Source organism: Arthrobacter sp. 10T413_2 (genome assembly GCF_056394205.1).
Genome location: NZ_JBFTHK010000091.1, coordinates 1 through 17,032 on the forward strand (window position 1 = coordinate 1; position 17,032 = coordinate 17,032).

Genomic DNA, 17,032 nt, shown 5'->3' on the forward strand with positions numbered 1-17,032 from the left:
GGAGCGGGGGAAGCGGACGCTGGTATCACGTAGGTTCTCCTGGGCTGTCGGGCGGATCTACGTCCGAGCCTAGCCGTGGATCCGCGCCCGGCTGAACTGTTGCACCGCCGCCGGGCCCGGATTCGTCGCATTTCTCTGACGGCGTAGCCACCTCAGGACTACTCCCCGGGCCACGGTGGTTGACTTGGATGAGTACCGGTGAGCAGGAGGTGCACAATGGCCGCAGCCGTGAGCAGGGTGCCCGGACCTGAAGCGTTAGGCCCTGAAGCGTCCGGACCTACGGCGTCCGGATCCGAGATGCCCGGGGACCCGCTGGATTCCTATTCGGCAACGGTCATCCGCGTCGCCGCGACCGTCACGCCCCTTGTCGCAGCGCTCGAAATGACCGGCACCGGGCGCGCCGGCAGGCGCACGGGCGGCGCCGGTTCTGCCGTCCTGTTCACCTCGGACGGGTACCTCCTCACCAACGCCCATGTGGTGGGCGGCGCCGCGTCCGGACACGCGGTCTTTGCCGACGGCACGAGAACCGCCGTCGAGGTGGTGGGTGCCGACCCGCTGTCCGATCTCGCCGTGGTCCACGGACGCGCGCCAACGGCGGCGCCGGCCGACATGGGCGACGCCGAATCTCTCCGGGTCGGGCAGCTCGTGATCGCCGTGGGCAATCCGCTCGGGCTTTCGGGTTCGGTCACGGCCGGGGTGGTCAGCGGGCTCGGCCGGTCCATCCCCGTCTGGTCCGGACGTAACCGGCGAGTAATCGAGGACGTCATCCAGACCGATGCGGCCCTCAACCCCGGCAGCTCCGGAGGGGCACTCGCGGACGCSCGCGGGCGGATCGTCGGAATCAACACTGCCGTCGCCGGAGTAGGCCTGGGCCTGGCTGTTCCCATCAACGCCACGTCCCGTCGGATCATCGCGTCGCTGCTCAAGGACGGCCGAGTCCGCCGGGCCTATCTTGGCCTGGTGAACACGCCGGTCCAGCTGCAGCCAAGCGCCGTCGTCCGGACAGGCCGCAGGCAGGGTTTGCTCGTGGTGGAAGTCCTCCCCGGCTCGCCCGCCGAACGCGGCGGCCTCCGGGCCGGCGACATCCYCCTGAAGGTCGGGCAGGTGCCTGTGTCCAACGCTGAGAGCTTACAGAAACTGCTCTTTGCCGAGGCAATCGGGGAGCCGCTGGATCTTGCGGTGCTTCGCGACGGCTCGGAGCTGCGTGTGGTCGCCGTACCCGCGGAGATGACCGAGAACCAATAGGGAAAAATCCCGCCCTGACCGGGCGGCATTTCGCAACGAAGTGWCCCGGCTCGAGCCGAAATTCTGCCGCCTTGGCGCGCCTCGCGAACTACTTGTATGCGTTCGGCGGAGGCCCGCGGAATTACTTGTTTTGCGCCGGAAACACCTGCCTGCCATTCCGCGGCCTTACTTGGCGGTACTGATGCCTGTACGTGTCTTTCTTCGGCCGAAAGATCGGGTAGCGGCATGCCTTGTTGCGCCCAGCCAGGCGTGTCACGGTGACATTGGAAAGCCGGAGGGAACAGAGTCTCAGTACGGCCTGGTCTCGATGTTGATCCGGCTCTTCGCAGACGATTGAGTTCGTTTTATCTGGGGAAATCGGAGAGCATCGTGGAAAGCCTAACGGGACCAACACCCTCCATTTCGGTCCGATTGTTCGGATCATTCGAAGTACACCGTGACGGCGTGGCCCTCACGGCCGCCGACATGGGGGGCTGCAAACCCCGCCACATACTGGAAATCCTCCTGCTGAACCTCGGAACGCCCGTGTCTAAAACCCGCCTGATCGATCTTCTCTGGGGCGCGGCAGCAAGCGACGGTTCTGTGGCCACACTGGAGAGCTACATCAGCGGCATACGGCGTGCCATCCAGCCCGGCCAGACCAAGACCGGTCCGCTGCGCACCGCCAACAGCGGCTACGTCCTGGATCCCACCCTGGTGGATCTTGACCTGTTCCGGTTCCGCGGACTGGTCCGCGACGCCGGCGAGCTGCCTCCTGACGAGGCGTATCCGCTGCTGCTCGAGGCCCTGGACATTTGTGCCGAGCMGCTGCTGGGGTTCGAACTTGCCTCCGACTGGGCAGAGGAGGCGCGCAGCCGCCATGCGGCAGAAAAAGTCGCCCTGCAGATCTTTGCCGCAGAAACGGCCGCCTCGCTGGACAAGCCGGACGACGCCGTCAACTTGGTCCAGGCTGCCATCCGTGCCGAGCCGCTCAACGAAMGGGCCTGGACGGTGCTGGTGACGGCCTATGAACAGGCCGGCCTGCCCGCCGAAGGACTCGCGGCGTACGACCGCTGCCGCCGCCTCTTCGACCGCGACCTCGGCTGCGCGCCGGGCCCTGCGTTGCAGGAGGCTCATCTGAGGCTCCTGCGTCAGCGCGCCGAAAGCAACTCCGAACTTTCCGAGGTACTGGCGGCGCTGCTTTTTCTGGGGGAGCGGCTGAACGGGCCCAAGGGCCGGCAACTGCCGCCGGCGGAGTCGCGGCGCATGCATGAGAACGCCGGACGGGTGCTGGATTCCTTCCTCCAGCGCGTCAGGGCCGCGGTCTAGCTCCTTGACGAGGGACGCCCCGGGCAGTCCGGACGCGCCACACTTTGCGCACGCACGGCCGCCGCAACCGGGGCGGAGCGTTAGCTTGGTCACGTGGCCGTGATTCTCGAGAAAACCGGCCGTGCCGGGCCTCATACTGGGAAGGAACCTGGCGGGCAGTCCGACCGCCGGGTGTGAGGAGGGCCCATGGAAACCTTGAAGAAAGTCGTCACGAACGAGTACTTCCCCGCTGCAGCCGTGCTGTCCGGGGTCATMCTGTTCTGGGTCCTTGGCCTGTTCGGCGGACTGTCCCTCCTGAGTACCCGCCAGTCGCCGGTGACCACCCTGACCTGGCTGCTGTTCGTCTACGCCGCAGCGGTACTGTCGCCCCTCGCGGGACTCGTCGCCGCCGTCGATCTCGTCCGCCGTTGGCTGCGGAACCGGCAGGCGCGCGAGGCAGAATCCGCCTAGCAGGCACTGCCCGGCAACACAGCCCCGACCGTCCAGCGTTAGCGTTGCCTGCGCCGCTCCCTACTCGAAGCGGGAAGCGTCGCCCATTCCGTGGCGGACKACTTCGGCGACACMGCTTGAGAAGTCGATCACCGTGGTCGGCTCGGCACCACAGTCGCCGGAATCKATCACGGCGTCTACGACGTGATCCAGCCGCTCCTTGATTTCCCACCCCTGCGTCAGCGGCTCGTCCTCATCCGGAAGCAGCAGCGTGCTGGACAGCAGCGGCTCGCCGAGCTCGGCCAGCAGTGCCTGGACCACGGGATGGTCGGGGATGCGCACACCGACCGTCTTCTTCTTCGGGTGCAACAGGCGTTTGGGGACCTCCCGGGTGGCGGGGAGGATGAACGTGTAGCTGCCCGGCGTGACGGCCTTGATGCTGCGGAAGACGTCGTTGTCGATCTGGACAAACTGGCCCAACTGCGCGAAGTCCTTGCAGACCAGGGTGAAGTGGTGTTTGTTATCGAGGTGGCGGATGTTCCTGATCCGGTCCAGGGCTTCCCGGTTGCCCAGTTGGGCGCCCAGGGCATAGCAGGAGTCGGTGGGGTAGGCGATCAGGCCGCCGGAGCGCAGGATTTCCACCGCCTGGCTGATGGAGCGCGCCTGGKGGTTGTCGGGGTGCACATCGAAGTATCTCGCCATGGGACGAGCTTACGCCCGACCACCGTCCAGCCGTCGACGCAACGGTCCGATACGCGCGTCCCGGCCGCCCCCCGTCGTGCAGTTTCGGTTTTCCGCACCGATTTCGGGCGCCCGCTGCGTGGATCCGCGTAGCGGCTGCCCCTTGTCGTAGCGGAAACCGGTGCTACGTCTGCGGGAGGCTTTCCACCGGCCGGGGCAGCGCTTCGGTGGGTCCGCCGTCGTGCTCCTACCGGGGCGGGTGGAGTTTGTCCGTAGACAGGGCTGTCTGGTAAGTTCTCATCGCCCCCTAGACAGTTCTGTCTACCAGCGGGACCGGAATCAGCTTCGAAGGACCCGACGCGAGTGATGTCTGGTCTCCGGCACGACCTGAAAGTAGAAGACAATTTCCATGACGCCCCAGCGCGCGCTAGTCCTTGTTGCCCACCCTGACCTGGAAAGCTCGCGGATCACCGCGCACCTCACCAGAGCCATCATGGACATGGACCACGTGACCGTCCATGATCTTTCCGCCGCTTACCCGGACCGCCGGATCGATGCCGTCCGCGAGCAGGACCTGCTGCGCGGGCACGACACCATCGTCTGGCAATTCCCGTGGCACTGGTACTCCGTGCCCGGGGTTCTGAAGGAGTGGATGGATCAGGTGCTCACGTACGGCTTCGCCTATGGTGCAGGAGGCGACGCCCTCCACGGAAAGCGGCTCCAGCTGGTGCTGTCGACCGGGGGCCCGGAAGCGTCCTACGCTCCGGCAGGGCACAACCGCTTCACGATGGATGAGCTCCTGCGCCCGCTTAACGCCACTGCGCACCTGTGCGGGCTGGAGATGGCCGAGCCGCTCATCCTGCACTCAGCGCCCCGCGTGGATGCCGATGAGCTTCAGCGGCACGCTGACCGGTACCGCGAACTGCTGGCTCCGGCGGCGGCAGCCTCCGAGCACTGACCAGCCACAGGCCCAAGCCATACAGCGGCGAGGTGCGGCCCGCCCTCAGGCGGCCAGGGCGGCGAACATGAGAGCAAGCGCCCCGGCGGCCACGATTTCCACTGCCGTGTCGGCGACGTMCCGGAACCCGGCGGAACGAGCACTCCACAGCGCGCCGCCGCGGCTGCACATGGCCGCGGCCCCGGACGTGCCACCGATTCCGGGCCAGAACTGGAGGATCAACCGGAGGGTCCACACCACGGTGGCGAGCCCAAAGAATACGGCCAAGCCAAAGGCCACAGCCGGCACGGGGGAAGACTGCGTGCTCCAGCCGTCGAGGGGAACCGTCAGGGGACCGGCCGCCGCAGCGCCGTGGTGTGCCGGGGCCACGGGAACCGGGGCCGGCGGACGCGCTCCGGGCTGAGGGACGGCCGCGAGGCCGCCGGCGGCCAGCATGAAGGCCATCGCGGCCATCGCCGCAGCATCGTAGAGCGGCTTCGCCCGGCCACCAACGGGCCGGCCACMAACGCGCTTGTCGGCAACGGCCCGGCCACGGACMGGCGGCCCGTCCCGTGGGCGCGTCCGGTACGAGACGGCCTGCACTACGAACCACCAGGAGCCCAGAACAAATAGGAGAACCTGCGGCAGGAGCGGCCACTGCCCGCGCGGCAGCAACATCAGAGCCATCGCCGCCACCATGAGGGAATGCAGCGCCAACCCGACCCGACCTGCGGCTCCGGATGCGGCCACGGCCCGGCATGCCGAGTACAACGTTGCCGCCAGGAGAAGTACCGCCATTGTCCAGCGCACGGCCTCGTCCGCAATCACGGCGGCACGGTCACAACTGCTCGTCGTGATGAATCCGTTCGCCGAGATGCCRCAATGGCTCCCCACTGCCGTTCCACTGCAGGGCGATGAACTCTGCGGCAATGGACACAGCCGTTTCCTCGGGCGTTCGGGCGCCCAGATCAAGGCCCACCGGGCTGTGGAGCCTGGAAAGCTCGTCGTCGCCCAGACCCGCCTCCCGCAGCCGTGCCATCCTGTCCTCATGAGTGCGGCGGGAGCCCATGGCGCCGATAAAGGCCACGGGGCTGCCGCGCAGGGCCACCTCAAGGACGGGGATGTCGAACTTCGGATCGTGGGTGAGGACGCACAGCACGGTCCTGGCATCMAGCAGGCCTTGGGCGAACTGGTCGCTCAGATAGCGGTGCGGCCACGCATTGACCACCTCGGCGGCGTCGGGAAATMTCGCCGGCGTGGCAAAGACCGGCCGGGCATCACACACCGTCACCCGGTAGCCCAGGAAGGCGCCCAGGCGGGCCAGCGCGGCGGCGAAGTCGATCGCGCCAAAGACGATCATGCGTGGCGGTGGAGCATAGCTGGCGAAGAAGACACGCATACCGGTGTCCAGCCGTTCGCCGTCGACGCCGTAATTCAGGATGCCTGTCCGCCCGGCGGCGAGGAGGCCCTGGGTKTCGTCGCCCACGGCGTGGTTGGTCCGCTCCGAACCCAGATCACCTTMACACCCTCCCGGCCGGACGATCAGGTGCCGTCCCACCCGCGTGGCATCGGGGTGTTCGATGACTGTGGCGACCCCTACCCGGCGCCCGGCCGCAATATCCTCTGCCACTTCGTTGAGTTCGGGGAACCGTTGCCGGGAAACAGGTTCGACGAAGATGTCGATGATCCCGCCGCAGGTCAGGCCCACCGCGTAGGCATCGTCGTCGCTGATCCCGTAGCGCACCAGGGCAGGCTCGCCGTCGTCCTTCACCTGGCTGGCCAGCTCGTAAACGGCCCCCTCGACGCAGCCTCCGGAGACGGAGCCCACGGCGTCGCCGCCGGCTGTTACCAGCATCGCCGCCCCCKGGAGCCTGGGTGCTGACTTGAAAGTGCTTACGACGGTGGCCAGGCCTGTGGTGGCGCCGCTCTGCCAGTCGGGCAACATGGCCGCCAGGACATCGCGCATCGGCGCTCCTCAGAGCCTGYCGCACAGGCGGAGCATGCGGAACGCAGACCGCCGGCCGGCCCAGTACGCAATGCACGCCACCACGGCGACGACGCCGAKGACCGTCGCCGGGCTGGACAGCTGAYCGGCCGCGATGCCTTTTGCGAGGCTCAGGGCGTCCAGGCTGCCGGCCGGCGCGGCACCGGCGGCGKCGCCTGCCATGGCCGGCGCCGCCGCCGTTGAAGCAGTCGTCGTTGGAGCAGCCGCCGTCGTGCCTGCAGCGGGAGCAGAAACCGCAGCCGACGCCGGGACCGGCTCGGGGACGGCCTGCGCGGCGGACGCCGGGGCCGGGGCAGATGTCGCCTCCGGGCCCTGTTCCGGGACAGGGGCCGCCCCTTCGGCCAGCATCGCCTGCAGGTTGTTCGCGAAGAGGGCCATCATCTGCTCCGTGACGCTGCCGATCACGCCCCTGCCCATGGCGGCCGCCTTGCCGGACAGCGTCAGGTCCGCGCTGACGGACCCCCGTGTGGCGTCGCCTTCTTCTGTGAGCGTCAGGGTCACGGTCGCCTCGGCGGTGCCCTGTCCGCGGGTCTCMTGGGCCTTGCCGCCGAGCACGGCACGGTGTTCGGCCGCGTTGCGTTCGGTGACGTTCAGCAGGCCCTTGTACTGCATCGAGACCGGGCCGAGCTTTACGCTCATGCCCACCTGGTAGGCGTCGTCGGAGAGCTTGTTCAGGATTCTGGCCCCGGGAAGGCACCCGGCCRCCCGTTCAAAGTCCATCAGCGTGTCCCACACCGTGTCGATCGGGGCGACCACCGAGAAAGTGCTGTCTATCTGCATGAGTTCCCTCTTCCCTTGAGCGATGCCTGGCCGTCACCGCGGATTGCGGCCGACACCTMTGCCAGCGCCGTGTAGCTKTGTCCGCTGACGAATTCGTCGCAGTACGGCAGGGCCGCCGCCATTCCGCCCACCAGCGGCTGGTATTGCGGCGCGGCCTTGCGTGGATTGACCCAGATGATCCGGTAGGCCAGGCGCCGCAGTCGCGCCATCTGGGCTGCGACCTGTTCGGGGTCCTCCTGCGCCCAGCCGTCCGAGAAGATCACCACCACGGCGCCACGGGCCAGGCCGCGGCGCCCGTGCTCGTCGACGAAGTGCCGAATGCTGTCGGCGATCCGGGTTCCCCCGGCCCAGTCCGGGGCGGCCGTGGCGGCCCGGGCCAGGGCCTCGTCCGGATCGCGGAGCGCCAGTTGCCGGGTCAGGCGTGTCAGCCGGGTGGAAAAGACGAAGGCCTCGGCGCCCGCACCTGCCACGGCTCCCTGCAGCAGCGAGACGAAGATCCGCGCATACGGCTCCATGKAACCGGAGACATCGCACAGCATCACCAGCTTGCGGCGCTGCGGCCGGCGCCGGGCATACAACAGGCGGGTGGTGTCAGTGCCCGAGCGCCGGGCCGCACGGACCGTGGCGCGGACATCCAGCCGGGCGCTGCTGTGGGCGGACTTCCGGGCGCGGCGGCTCAGGCGCATCGGGGTGGCGAGCAGCAGCCGGGACGCCAGCCGCCTGATCTCCACGACTTCCTCCTCGGTCAGCTGTGAGAAGGACGCTTCGTGCAGCCGCTCCTCGGGGGAGGCCATAGCCAGCAAGGCCTCCCGCGCCGGGGCGTCGCCGTCTTCGCTGGCGTCCGGTCCCGCGGAGGCAATCGCCGGCGCCGGGCGAGGGGGAGCCGACGCGTAGCCGGGCGGACGGTCCTCGGCCGGAGACGGACGGGTGCGCGTCTCCTCAGGGGCGCCCGCCGGGGCTGCGGCTGGAGCCACGGCGCCGGCGGGATGCACGGAGGGGTCGAAGCCGCCTCGGAACACCGCGGAAAAGACGGCGTCGAAGACCGGCAGCTGCTCGCGGGCCGACACCAGCACCACCCGGGACGCCCAATACAGCTTTTCTGCGTCGCCGGGAGAGACCAGGCGGAGCGCCTCGGCCAGCCGGACTGCCCGGTCCGGTGAGCACGAGAGCCCCGCCCGGCGCAGGGCGGTGACGAACGCCGCCGACAGGGCCGCCGCTTCTACCGTGGGGGGCACGGCGCGCATGTCCYRCGGGGCCCCGGCCGTCAAGGCGCTCACCCGCCCGTGCCGGCCACGAGCCACTCGGCCCCCCGGGCACCGACCAGTTCGAGGTCATCACGGTTCTTGACGATCGAGCCGAGGGTCTGTTCCGCCGTCGTGGCGTCGATGCGTTCAATGCCGAGCACTGCCAGGGCGGAGACCCAGTCAATCGCCTCGGAAATGCCGGGCGGCTTGGCCAGGTCCAGGGTGCGCAGCCGGGTAATGACGGCGGCAGCCTGGAGGGCCACGGGGCCGCTGCTGGCCGGCACCCTGCGCCGGACGATCTCCGCGATGCGCTCCGGGCCGGGGTAGTCGATCCAGTGGTAGAGGCAGCGACGGGTCAGGGCGTCGTGAAGGTCCCGCGTCCGGTTGGACGTGAGGATGACGATCGGCGGATGGGTGGCCCGGATGGTGCCCAGCTCCGGGATGGTGACGGCGGCCTCGGCGAGCAGTTCGAACGTGAAGGCCTCGAACTCGGCGTCCGCGCGGTCGATTTCGTCCAGCAACAGCACGGCGGGGCGCGGACCGGGGTGTTCGATCGCCTGCAGGAGCGGGCGCCGCAGCAGGTATTMCGGGGCGAAGAGGTCTGTTTCGGTGACGGAGGCGTCCCGGACCTCGGCCAGCCGGATGCCCAGCAGCTGGCGCTGGTGGTTCCATTCATAGAGGGCTTCACCGGCGTCGATTCCCTCGTAGCACTGCAGCCGGTACAGCCGGGTGTCGAGAAGCTCGGCKAGCGCCTTTGCCGCCTCCGTCTTCCCGACCCCGGCCTCGCCTTCGAGCAGGATGGGCTGTGGCAGGCGGACCGCCAGGAAAAGGGCGGTCGCCAGCCCGACGTCGGCCAGGTAATTGTTGCGGTCCAGGGCTGCCATCAGTGACGGGACATCCGGGACCCGGCGCTGCACGTCTTCCTCCGCGCCGGCCCGCGCCGCCGCCGTCATACAGCCTCCCGCAGCCGGCCAAGAAGCCGCCTGTAGTCTTCCTCGGTGTCCACGTCCAAAGGGGCAGGGCCGGGCGTGCGGACCTCGACGACGTCGGCCGCCCGCTGTTCGAGGAGCTTCCAAACCGCTTTGTCCCCGTGGAGGGCGGCCAGGTCCGGAATCAGGCGACGGGCAAATGCCATCGGGTGGCCCACACCGTCGTCGTAGCGGCAGACCGCGATCCCGGCAGGGACGGGAGAGCGGGCAGGGATGGCAGAGGGGGTAGGGCCGCCGGTGGCGGCAACCGGAGCAGAGCCGGAAACCGCCTGCCKGAGGGCGCCGAGTACGGCCCGGACACCGGCGGCCCGGACGCCGGGCTGGTCACCGAGCAGCAGGACCACGGCATCGGTCTCCGGGTCCACGGCGGCGAGGGCGGTGGCGATCGAGGACGCGCACCCTTCGCCGAAGTCTGGATTGAGCACCACCTCGCAGCCGCTCGTGTCCACGGTGCGCTGCACCTCGTCCGCCGCGCCGCCCAATGCCAGGACCGTCTGGCTGAAGGCGCAGGCCCGGGCGGTCACCAGGACGGCATCGAGCAGGACGCCCGTGCCGTAGGGAAGGAGCTGCTTGGGCCGGCCGAGGCGCCGGGAGGCTCCCGCGGCCAGGATGATGCCGGCGGTCCTCGGCTCGAGGCTTGCCGCCGCCCTCAGCGGCTCAGGCTGCAGCGGCTCAGGTTGCAGTGGTTCAGGCTGCGGGGGCATGTCAGGTTGCGAGGGCATAGCGCTCCGGATCTTTGCGGAAGGCCGCCCGGCAGCCGGGGGAGCAGAAGTACACGGTGACCCCGTTGTGGTCCAGGTGCAGGGACGATTCGACGGCCGGGACGGACATGCCGCAGACCGGATCAACGGCGCTCGCAGGCGCTGCCTTGGTGGGCGCCGCCGGGACCCCGGGCTGCGTCGCGGCGTCAGCCATGKACACCGCGGCGTGCCGGGCCTTGGACCGCTCCCCGACCAGCTGGGCAAGAATGGACAGCGCGATCTCCCCGGGGGTCCGGGCGCCGAGCTGCAGCCCGGCGGGTGTGAACACCCGGGCACGCAGGGCGTCGTCGACGTCGAGGGATTCCAGCACCGCGGCGCCGCGGGTCCCGCTGGCCACCAGGGCCACATAGGGGACTCCGGCGCGCAGGGCGGCCTCCAAGGCACCTTCCTCCGCCCTTCCGTGCGAGGCGACGATCAATGCCGCGTCATCCCCGCGGGGGTCCGCGGAATCGCCGTCCGTGAGTTCGACGTCGAGGCCGACGCCTGAGCCGAGCGTCGCGAGGGCCTGCGCCACCGGCGCAGTGCCCACCACCAGGACCCGGGGCGCCGGAATCCGCGGCTGGAGGAAGATCTCGATCGCGCCGCCGCTGAGGCACGGATTGGAGACCTCGACGGCGCCCTCCTCCGCCGTGCGCGACGGCTCGCCGGGCAGCACCCGCAGCAGKAGMGGCTCCTGGGAGGCCAGAACCTGCAGGCTGTACTCGCGCACCGACGCCTCGACGCAGTTCCCGCCCACGAAACCCTGGATTTCGCCCGTGGGCAGCACGAGGGCTGTGTCCCCGGCATGGGCACTGGTGGGGTGCTGGGCGCGGACCACCAGGGCGTGGACGAACGGCTCGCGGCGGCCGGTGAGTTCTTCCGCCCTGGCGGCCAGGGACTCTGCGGTGGCGGGCATCAGATCGGCGGCCTTGCCCGGCCCTGCATGGCAGCCCAGACCCGGGCCGGCGTGCAGGGCATGTCCATGTGCGTGACGCCGTAGGGCGCGAGCGCGTCCACGACGGCGTTGACGATCGCCGGCGGCGAGCCGACGGTTGCAGACTCGCCGATGCCCTTCGCACCGATCGGGTGATGCGGTGAGGGGGTGACGGTGAAACCGGTCTCCCAGTCCGGCACTTCCATTGCCGTGGGGATCAGGTAATCCATGAACGACCCGCCCAGGCAGTTGCCGTCGGCGTCGAACTCGATGATCTCCATGAGGGCCATGCCCACGCCGTCGGTCAGTCCGCCGTGGACCTGGCCTTCGATGATCATCGGGTTGATGCGGGTGCCGCAGTCATCAACCGCGATGAAGCGCCGCACCTTGACGTGCCCGGTGCCGGAGTCGACGTCCACGACGCAGATGTAGGCCCCGAACGGGAAGGTGAGGTTGGGCGGGTCGTAGGTGACTTCGGCGTCGAGATTGCCGTCCACGCCCTCGGGCAGGKCCACGGTGCCGTGGGCCCCCATGGCGATCTCGGCGATCGTCTTGCCAACGCTGGGGTCGCCCTTGACGAACCACCGGCCCTTCTCCCATTCGAGGTCCTCGGGGCGGGTCTCCAACATGGCCCCGGCGATCAGTTTTGCCTTCTCGCGCACCTTCCGGGCCACAAGGGCGACGGCGGCGCCGCTAACCGGCGTCGAACGGCTGCCGTAGGTGCCGAGGCCGAACGGGGTCTGGTCGGTGTCCCCGTGCACGACGTCGATGTCCTCCGGCGGGATCCCGAGTTCCTCCGCCACGATCTGGGCGAAGGTGGTCTCGTGGCCTTGGCCCTGGCTTTGCACCGAGAGCCTGACCACGGCCTTGCCGGTGGGGTGGACGCGGAGCTCGGCGCCGTCGGCCATGCCGAGGCCCACGATGTCGAAGTGCTTGCGGGGGCCCGCTCCCACGACCTCGGTGAAGAAGGAGACGCCAATGCCCATGAGTTCCCCGCGCTCGCGCTTTGCGGCCTGCTCACGCCGGAGGTCCTCGTACCCGGCGAGTTGCATCGAGAGCCGCATGGCGGCCTCGTAGTTGCCCGAGTCGTACACCCAGCCGGTMTTGTTGGCGTAGGGGAACTGCTCCGGCTTGATGAAGTTCTTCAGCCGCAGCTCCGCCGGATCCATGTCCAGCTTGCGGGCCAGGATGTCTACCATCCGCTCCACCAGGTACACGGCCTCGGTGACGCGGAACGAGCAGGCGTAGGCGACTCCGCCGGGCGCCTTGTTGGTGTAGACGCCGGTGACGGAGCAGTGGGCGGCCTTGAGGTCGTAACTGCCGGTGAAGATGGAGAAGAAGCCGGCCGGGGTCTTGGTGGGCTGGGCGGTGGCGTTGAACGCGCCGTGGTCTGCCAGCACGTGGGTGCGCAGGCCAAGGATCTTGCCGTCCTTGGTCGCCGCGATCTCGCCCTGCATGATGTAGTCCCGGGCGAACGAGGTCGACATCAGGTTCTCGGAGCGGTMCTCCACCCATTTGACCGGGCGGCCGGAGACGATCGAGCCGACGACCGCGAGGATGTAGCCGGGATAGATCCCGACCTTGTTGCCGAAGCCTCCACCGATATCGGGGGAGACGATCCGGATCTTGTGCTCGGGGATGCCGGCGACGATCGCGAACAGGGTGCGGTGCGCGTGCGGGGCCTGGGTGGTCTCGTAGAGCGTCAGCTTGCCGCTGACGGCGTCGAAATCGGCGACSGCGCCGCATGTCTCCATCGGTGCGGGGTGGACCCGCGGGTACACCATCTCCTGGCTCACCACGACGTCGGCGCTGGCGAACACCGCGTCGGTTTCGGCTTCGTCGCCCATCTCCCAGTCGAAGATCCGGTTGTCCGTCCGGCCCTCGATCTCGTCGCGGATCACCGGCGCGTCAGGGTCCAGCGCCTTGCGGGCGTCCACCAGCGGGGGAAGGACGTCGTATTCGACCTCGATCAGTTCGAGCGCGTCCCGGGCGGCGTACCGGTCCTCGGCCACGACGAACGCGACCTCCTGCCCCTGGAACCGGACCTTGTCGGTKACCAGGACGGCCTGGACGTCCGCGGAGAGCGTCGGCGCCCACGCGAGGTTCAGGCCCAGGAGGTCCTTGCCCGTGATGACGGCCACCACCTTCGGATGCGCCAAGGCATTGGTAGTGTCGATGGACACGAGCCGGGCGTGCGCCACCGGKGCCCGCAGGATGGCGCCGTGCAGCATTCCCGGCAGCACGATGTCGTCAACGTAGTGGCCCTTGCCGCGCACAAAGCGCGGGTCTTCCTTGCGCTGGATGCGCCCGTAGCCGATCGGACGGTCCTCGTCGCCGGCGGCCGGGTTTGACGGCCGGTCATGGATGACGGTCATGCCTTCACCTCTGTGGCTGTGTTTGCTGTCTCTGCCGCGACATCCGGGACGGCGGTGTCGGTGCCGTCCAGGACTTCCTCGGCCGTCGGTGCGACCTCCGGGCCTGCGCCGGCGGGATGGGCAGCGGCCCAMTGGACCGAGCGCACGATCGTCGCGTAGCCCGTACACCGGCAGATCTGCCCGGAAATGGCCTGCCGGATCTCGGTGTCGTCAGGGTGCGGATTCTTATCAAGGAGTGCCCGGGCCGTCAGCATCATCCCCGGGGTACAGAACCCGCACTGCAGCCCGTGCTCCTCCATGAAGCCTTGCTGCACGGGGTCCAGGGTGCCGCCGGCGGCCAGCCMTTCGACGGTGCGGATGTCGTGGCCCGCGGCCATKGCGGCCAGGACGGTGCAGGACTTCACGGGCTGCCCGTCCATCAGGACCACGCAGGTCCCGCAGTTGCTGGTGTCGCAGCCCCAATGTGTACCCGTGAGGCCCAGAACCTCGCGGATGTAGTGGACCAGCAGCACGCGGGGCTCAATCTCGCTCGTGACGTCGCTGCCGTTAACGGTCATGCTGATCTGCATCGGCTTCAGCCTTCCTGCATCTGGGCGGCGCGGGCACAGGCCAGCCGCAGTACCCGCCGGGTGAGCTCATCGGCGAGATGCCGTTTGTAATCGACCGGGCCGCGCTGKTCCGCTACGGGATCGCACGCTGCGGCAGCCAGCCGGCCGGCCTCGGCGAACAAGTCCTCATCGGGACGCTTGCCGCGGAGCACGGCCGCGGCCTCGTCCACCGTATGGTCAAGGCCCAGCGCAGTGAGTCCGACGGCGGCATCCTCGACGGTCCCGTCCGCGGCGAGGACGACGGCCGCGCCGGCGGCACCGACGGCCCAGTCGCCCACCCGGCGCTCGACCTTCTCGTAGGCGCTGCCCGAGCGGGGGCGGATGGGGAACCTGAGTTCGCAGAGCAGCTCATCCTGCCCGACCGCTGTTTGGTAGGGTCCGCGGTGGAAGTCCGGCATKGACACGATGCGCTCGCCGCCCGGCCCGCGGATCACTGCCTCGGCGCCCAGGACGTCACACACGGTGGAGAGGTCCTCGGCAGGGTCGGCCTGGCAGAGCGAACCGCCGATAGTGCCACGGTTGCGCACCACGGGGTCGGCAATCACCAACTCGGCGTCCCGGACAATGGGGAACAGTGCCGCGACCTCGTCTGATTCCAGCAAGGTGGTGTGGCGGGTCATGGCGCCGACCCTCAGGGTGTTGCCGTCACGGAGGATGAAGTCCAGCTCGTAGAGGTCATTGATGTCGATCAGCCATTCGGGCCGGGAAAGGCGAAGCTTCATCATCGGCAGGAGGCTATGGCCGCCGGCCACTACCCGGGATTCGGGACCGTAGCGGGCGAGAAGTTCCAGGGCGTTGTCCACGGTGGTGGCGCGCACGTAGTCAAATGGAGCCGGAATCTGCATAGTCCCTACCTCACTCCGAACCGCCGGCGGCGTGGGGCAGTGATTGCCTTGCGCCGGATTGAGGTCAGTCTTGCCCCGGCCTAAGTGGGATGTCAATATCGTCATAAGCGAAAGGTTATGAAGCCGTGGCGATGACGTTGGGACAGTTGCGGACGTTCGCCCTTGTGGCCAAGCTGGGCTCTCTGCACGCGGCCGCGGCCCACCTCGGAGTCAGCGAACCGGCCGTGTCGGCGGCGCTCGCCGCGCTCAGGCAGGACCTTGACGACCCTCTGTTCGTACGCGCCCACGGCGGMATTGCGCTGACGCCCGGCGGCCGGGCGCTCGCCGAATACGCCCAGKACATCGTCGGGCTKGCCGACAAGGCCCGGTGGGAAGTCGCGCATGCCCAGACCGAGACCGGACGCCTGAAGATCGTGGCCACGGCGCCGTTCGCGGAGCACGCTGCCGGCCGCCTCCTGGACCTGTTCACCCGGCGGGTTCCGGGAGCCTCCGTCGATGTGGTCGTGGAGCAGGCGGAAGACGTGGCATCGCTGATGCTGGAACGCGTCTACGACATCGCCCTGGGAATCAGGCCCCCTGTCCGCAACGGGGCTGCCCACAACAGCGCTGAGTCCAAGGACGCTGCCGACGTCGGGCTCGATTCCGTGCCGTTCCTKCGGTACCAGCGGGTCTTCGTGGTGGCCGCGGGGCATCCCCTCGCATCGCTGCACGGACCCGTACGGCTGAGTGACCTCCTGGGCCGGCCGTGGTTTGCCGGCCCCGCCGGCATCCAGGAGACCAGCGAAGAAGGCCGCTGGCTGGCCGCCCAGGGAGTGGTGCCGGAGATCGTCTGCCTCAGCAGCGAAACGGAGGCCCTCGCCGCCGTGCGGGCGGGTGAAGGAACGATGCTGGCGCTCGGCCACATTGTCCGGGCCGAAATCCGCAGCGGCTCCCTGGTCCGTGTGCCGGTCGCCGGAACGCCGATCTCCGGCCTCTGGTGGGCCAGCACCCTGGACAGGGGCCGGGCCACCACCACGGCCMGGACCCTGCAGCGGTTTGCCGGCACTGCCGATGCCACGGCGGCCATGATGGCTCCCGGCGGCTCGCGCGGGCTGGAACGCCGGGGCCCCAAGTTCCACGTCGCCCTGTGGAGCTGAGGCAGCCGGCGGGGGCGCCGGGCTGTGGTGCCGGTCGCTGTGTCGCGTTGCGCAACGCCGGGACGGGTGCTAACCCTTGAGGGTCAGACGATCCGTTCACCCGCGAGAAGGAGTAGCTATGACGTTGTCCCGAGACGAAGACAGCTCGCTGCGGCATTGGAGCAGCCGGCTCATCCAGGCCCTGCAGATCCTCGACCTTGAAGTCGACCACGAGAAGATCGTCGAGGTCGCGGAAGAATCCCTCAAAGCCGTCGGGCCGCACGCCGATGCCATCAGCGCATTCATGGTGGGCTACGCGGCCGGCACCGCGTCCACCAAAGGCAGGAAGGGCACCCAGGAAGCTGTGCACGCCGCGTCGAACAAAGTCATTGAGCTCTGCGAGCACGGCGAATCKGGCGGTCCGGACGAGGAAGGCTGGGTMAAGCGGGCACAGTAGCAGCGGTCCTGCGTTCGCCCCGGCGCTGGCAGGAAGTAGGCGGCAGGCGGCAGCAAGTAGGCTTGCCGGCTGCAGGCTGCGTCATCGGACAGGCCGCGTTCCCTCAGGGGGACGCKGCCTGTGCTGTGTTCGGATCGGTCAGTGGGACATGCMCATTGCCGCGGAGGACATGCTCATTTCTGGGGCGCACGGGTGGGCATGGTGGTGATATGTCCAGTGGCCGGGGCCGGGGCTGGACATGTCCCGTGGCGGCGGCGTGGTGCTGCGTGGGACATGCCCATTGCCGCGGAGGACATGYYCATTGCTGGGGCGCACGGGTGGGCATGGTGGTGTTATGTCC

General features: G+C 69.0%; 17 protein-coding genes. 6 read left to right on the top strand and 11 right to left on the bottom strand.

What is annotated here, in order from left to right; genetic code table 11:
- The first annotated feature begins 297 nt into the window (after window positions 1-297).
- From AC1DBQ_RS14495 to AC1DBQ_RS14505, 3 genes are all read left to right on the top strand, one after another.
- Complete coding sequence (locus AC1DBQ_RS14495; RefSeq protein WP_476929169.1) at window positions 298-1,245, top strand: S1C family serine protease; 948 nt, start codon at window positions 298-300, stop codon at window positions 1,243-1,245.
- A 369-nt stretch (window positions 1,246-1,614) separates the two neighbouring features.
- A complete protein-coding gene (locus AC1DBQ_RS14500) occupies window positions 1,615-2,553 on the top strand; it encodes an AfsR/SARP family transcriptional regulator (RefSeq protein ID WP_476929170.1) in 939 nt (312 codons plus the stop codon).
- A 186-nt stretch (window positions 2,554-2,739) separates the two neighbouring features.
- A complete protein-coding gene (locus tag AC1DBQ_RS14505) occupies window positions 2,740-3,003 on the top strand; it encodes a hypothetical protein (RefSeq protein WP_476929171.1) in 264 nt (87 codons plus the stop codon).
- 60 nt (window positions 3,004-3,063) lie between these two features.
- On the opposite strand, the gene AC1DBQ_RS14510 is transcribed toward AC1DBQ_RS14505, so the two are convergent.
- On the bottom strand, window positions 3,064-3,684 hold the full coding sequence (locus AC1DBQ_RS14510) for an L-threonylcarbamoyladenylate synthase (RefSeq protein ID WP_476929172.1): 621 nt from the start codon (window positions 3,682-3,684) through the stop codon (window positions 3,064-3,066).
- 388 nt (window positions 3,685-4,072) lie between these two features.
- Here AC1DBQ_RS14510 and AC1DBQ_RS14515 point away from each other — a divergent pair, with 388 nt between their 5' ends.
- Window positions 4,073-4,621, top strand: coding sequence for an NAD(P)H-dependent oxidoreductase (locus AC1DBQ_RS14515; protein WP_476929173.1), 549 nt, complete (start codon window positions 4,073-4,075; stop codon window positions 4,619-4,621).
- A gap of 45 nt (window positions 4,622-4,666) precedes the next feature.
- On the opposite strand, the gene AC1DBQ_RS14520 is transcribed toward AC1DBQ_RS14515, so the two are convergent.
- Genes AC1DBQ_RS14520 through AC1DBQ_RS14565 form a run of 10 tightly spaced genes read right to left on the bottom strand, consistent with a single transcriptional unit; the run spans window position 4,667 to window position 15,120 of the window.
- Complete coding sequence (locus AC1DBQ_RS14520) at window positions 4,667-5,398, bottom strand: DUF5134 domain-containing protein (RefSeq protein WP_476929174.1); 732 nt, start codon at window positions 5,396-5,398, stop codon at window positions 4,667-4,669.
- A gap of 40 nt (window positions 5,399-5,438) precedes the next feature.
- Window positions 5,439-6,566, bottom strand: a complete 1,128-nt coding sequence (locus tag AC1DBQ_RS14525) for an XdhC family protein (RefSeq protein WP_476929175.1) — start codon at window positions 6,564-6,566, stop codon at window positions 5,439-5,441.
- A gap of 9 nt (window positions 6,567-6,575) precedes the next feature.
- Window positions 6,576-7,385, bottom strand: a complete 810-nt coding sequence (locus AC1DBQ_RS14530; RefSeq protein WP_476929176.1) for an SRPBCC family protein — start codon at window positions 7,383-7,385, stop codon at window positions 6,576-6,578.
- Window positions 7,376-8,629 carry a vWA domain-containing protein gene (locus tag AC1DBQ_RS14535; RefSeq protein WP_476929177.1) on the bottom strand — a complete coding sequence of 418 codons (1,254 nt, stop codon included), beginning with the start codon at window positions 8,627-8,629 and terminating at the stop codon, window positions 7,376-7,378. Before AC1DBQ_RS14535 ends, AC1DBQ_RS14530 begins: the two co-directional genes overlap by 10 nt.
- Before the next feature lie 29 nt (window positions 8,630-8,658).
- Window positions 8,659-9,582: an AAA family ATPase gene (locus tag AC1DBQ_RS14540; RefSeq protein WP_476929178.1), complete on the bottom strand. Its 924-nt coding sequence runs from the start codon at window positions 9,580-9,582 to the stop codon at window positions 8,659-8,661.
- Window positions 9,579-10,340, bottom strand: a complete 762-nt coding sequence (locus AC1DBQ_RS14545; protein WP_476929179.1) for a nucleotidyltransferase family protein — start codon at window positions 10,338-10,340, stop codon at window positions 9,579-9,581. Before AC1DBQ_RS14545 ends, AC1DBQ_RS14540 begins: the two co-directional genes overlap by 4 nt.
- The gene (locus AC1DBQ_RS14550; RefSeq protein WP_476929180.1) at window positions 10,324-11,274 is read right to left on the bottom strand and encodes an XdhC family protein; all 951 of its coding nucleotides are present in this window, start codon (window positions 11,272-11,274) and stop codon (window positions 10,324-10,326) included. Before AC1DBQ_RS14550 ends, AC1DBQ_RS14545 begins: the two co-directional genes overlap by 17 nt.
- Window positions 11,274-13,667 carry an aerobic carbon-monoxide dehydrogenase large subunit gene (locus AC1DBQ_RS14555; RefSeq protein ID WP_476929181.1) on the bottom strand — a complete coding sequence of 798 codons (2,394 nt, stop codon included), beginning with the start codon at window positions 13,665-13,667 and terminating at the stop codon, window positions 11,274-11,276. The genes AC1DBQ_RS14550 and AC1DBQ_RS14555 overlap by 1 nt, the downstream gene beginning before the upstream one ends.
- Entirely contained in the window at window positions 13,664-14,236 is a 573-nt protein-coding gene (locus tag AC1DBQ_RS14560) for a (2Fe-2S)-binding protein (RefSeq protein ID WP_476929182.1), read from the bottom strand. The genes AC1DBQ_RS14555 and AC1DBQ_RS14560 overlap by 4 nt, the downstream gene beginning before the upstream one ends.
- Before the next feature lie 5 nt (window positions 14,237-14,241).
- Window positions 14,242-15,120, bottom strand: a complete 879-nt coding sequence (locus AC1DBQ_RS14565) for an FAD binding domain-containing protein (protein WP_476929183.1) — start codon at window positions 15,118-15,120, stop codon at window positions 14,242-14,244.
- Window positions 15,121-15,251: 131 nt separating this feature from the next.
- Here AC1DBQ_RS14565 and AC1DBQ_RS14570 point away from each other — a divergent pair, with 131 nt between their 5' ends.
- Together AC1DBQ_RS14570 and AC1DBQ_RS14575 are read left to right on the top strand one after the other, a co-directional pair.
- Window positions 15,252-16,256: a LysR family transcriptional regulator gene (locus AC1DBQ_RS14570; RefSeq protein ID WP_476929184.1), complete on the top strand. Its 1,005-nt coding sequence runs from the start codon at window positions 15,252-15,254 to the stop codon at window positions 16,254-16,256.
- 118 nt (window positions 16,257-16,374) lie between these two features.
- Window positions 16,375-16,692 (top strand): DUF6457 domain-containing protein, encoded by a 318-nt coding sequence (locus tag AC1DBQ_RS14575; RefSeq protein WP_091247975.1) that lies wholly within the window; start codon window positions 16,375-16,377, stop codon window positions 16,690-16,692.
- Window positions 16,693-17,032: the final 340 nt, after the last annotated feature.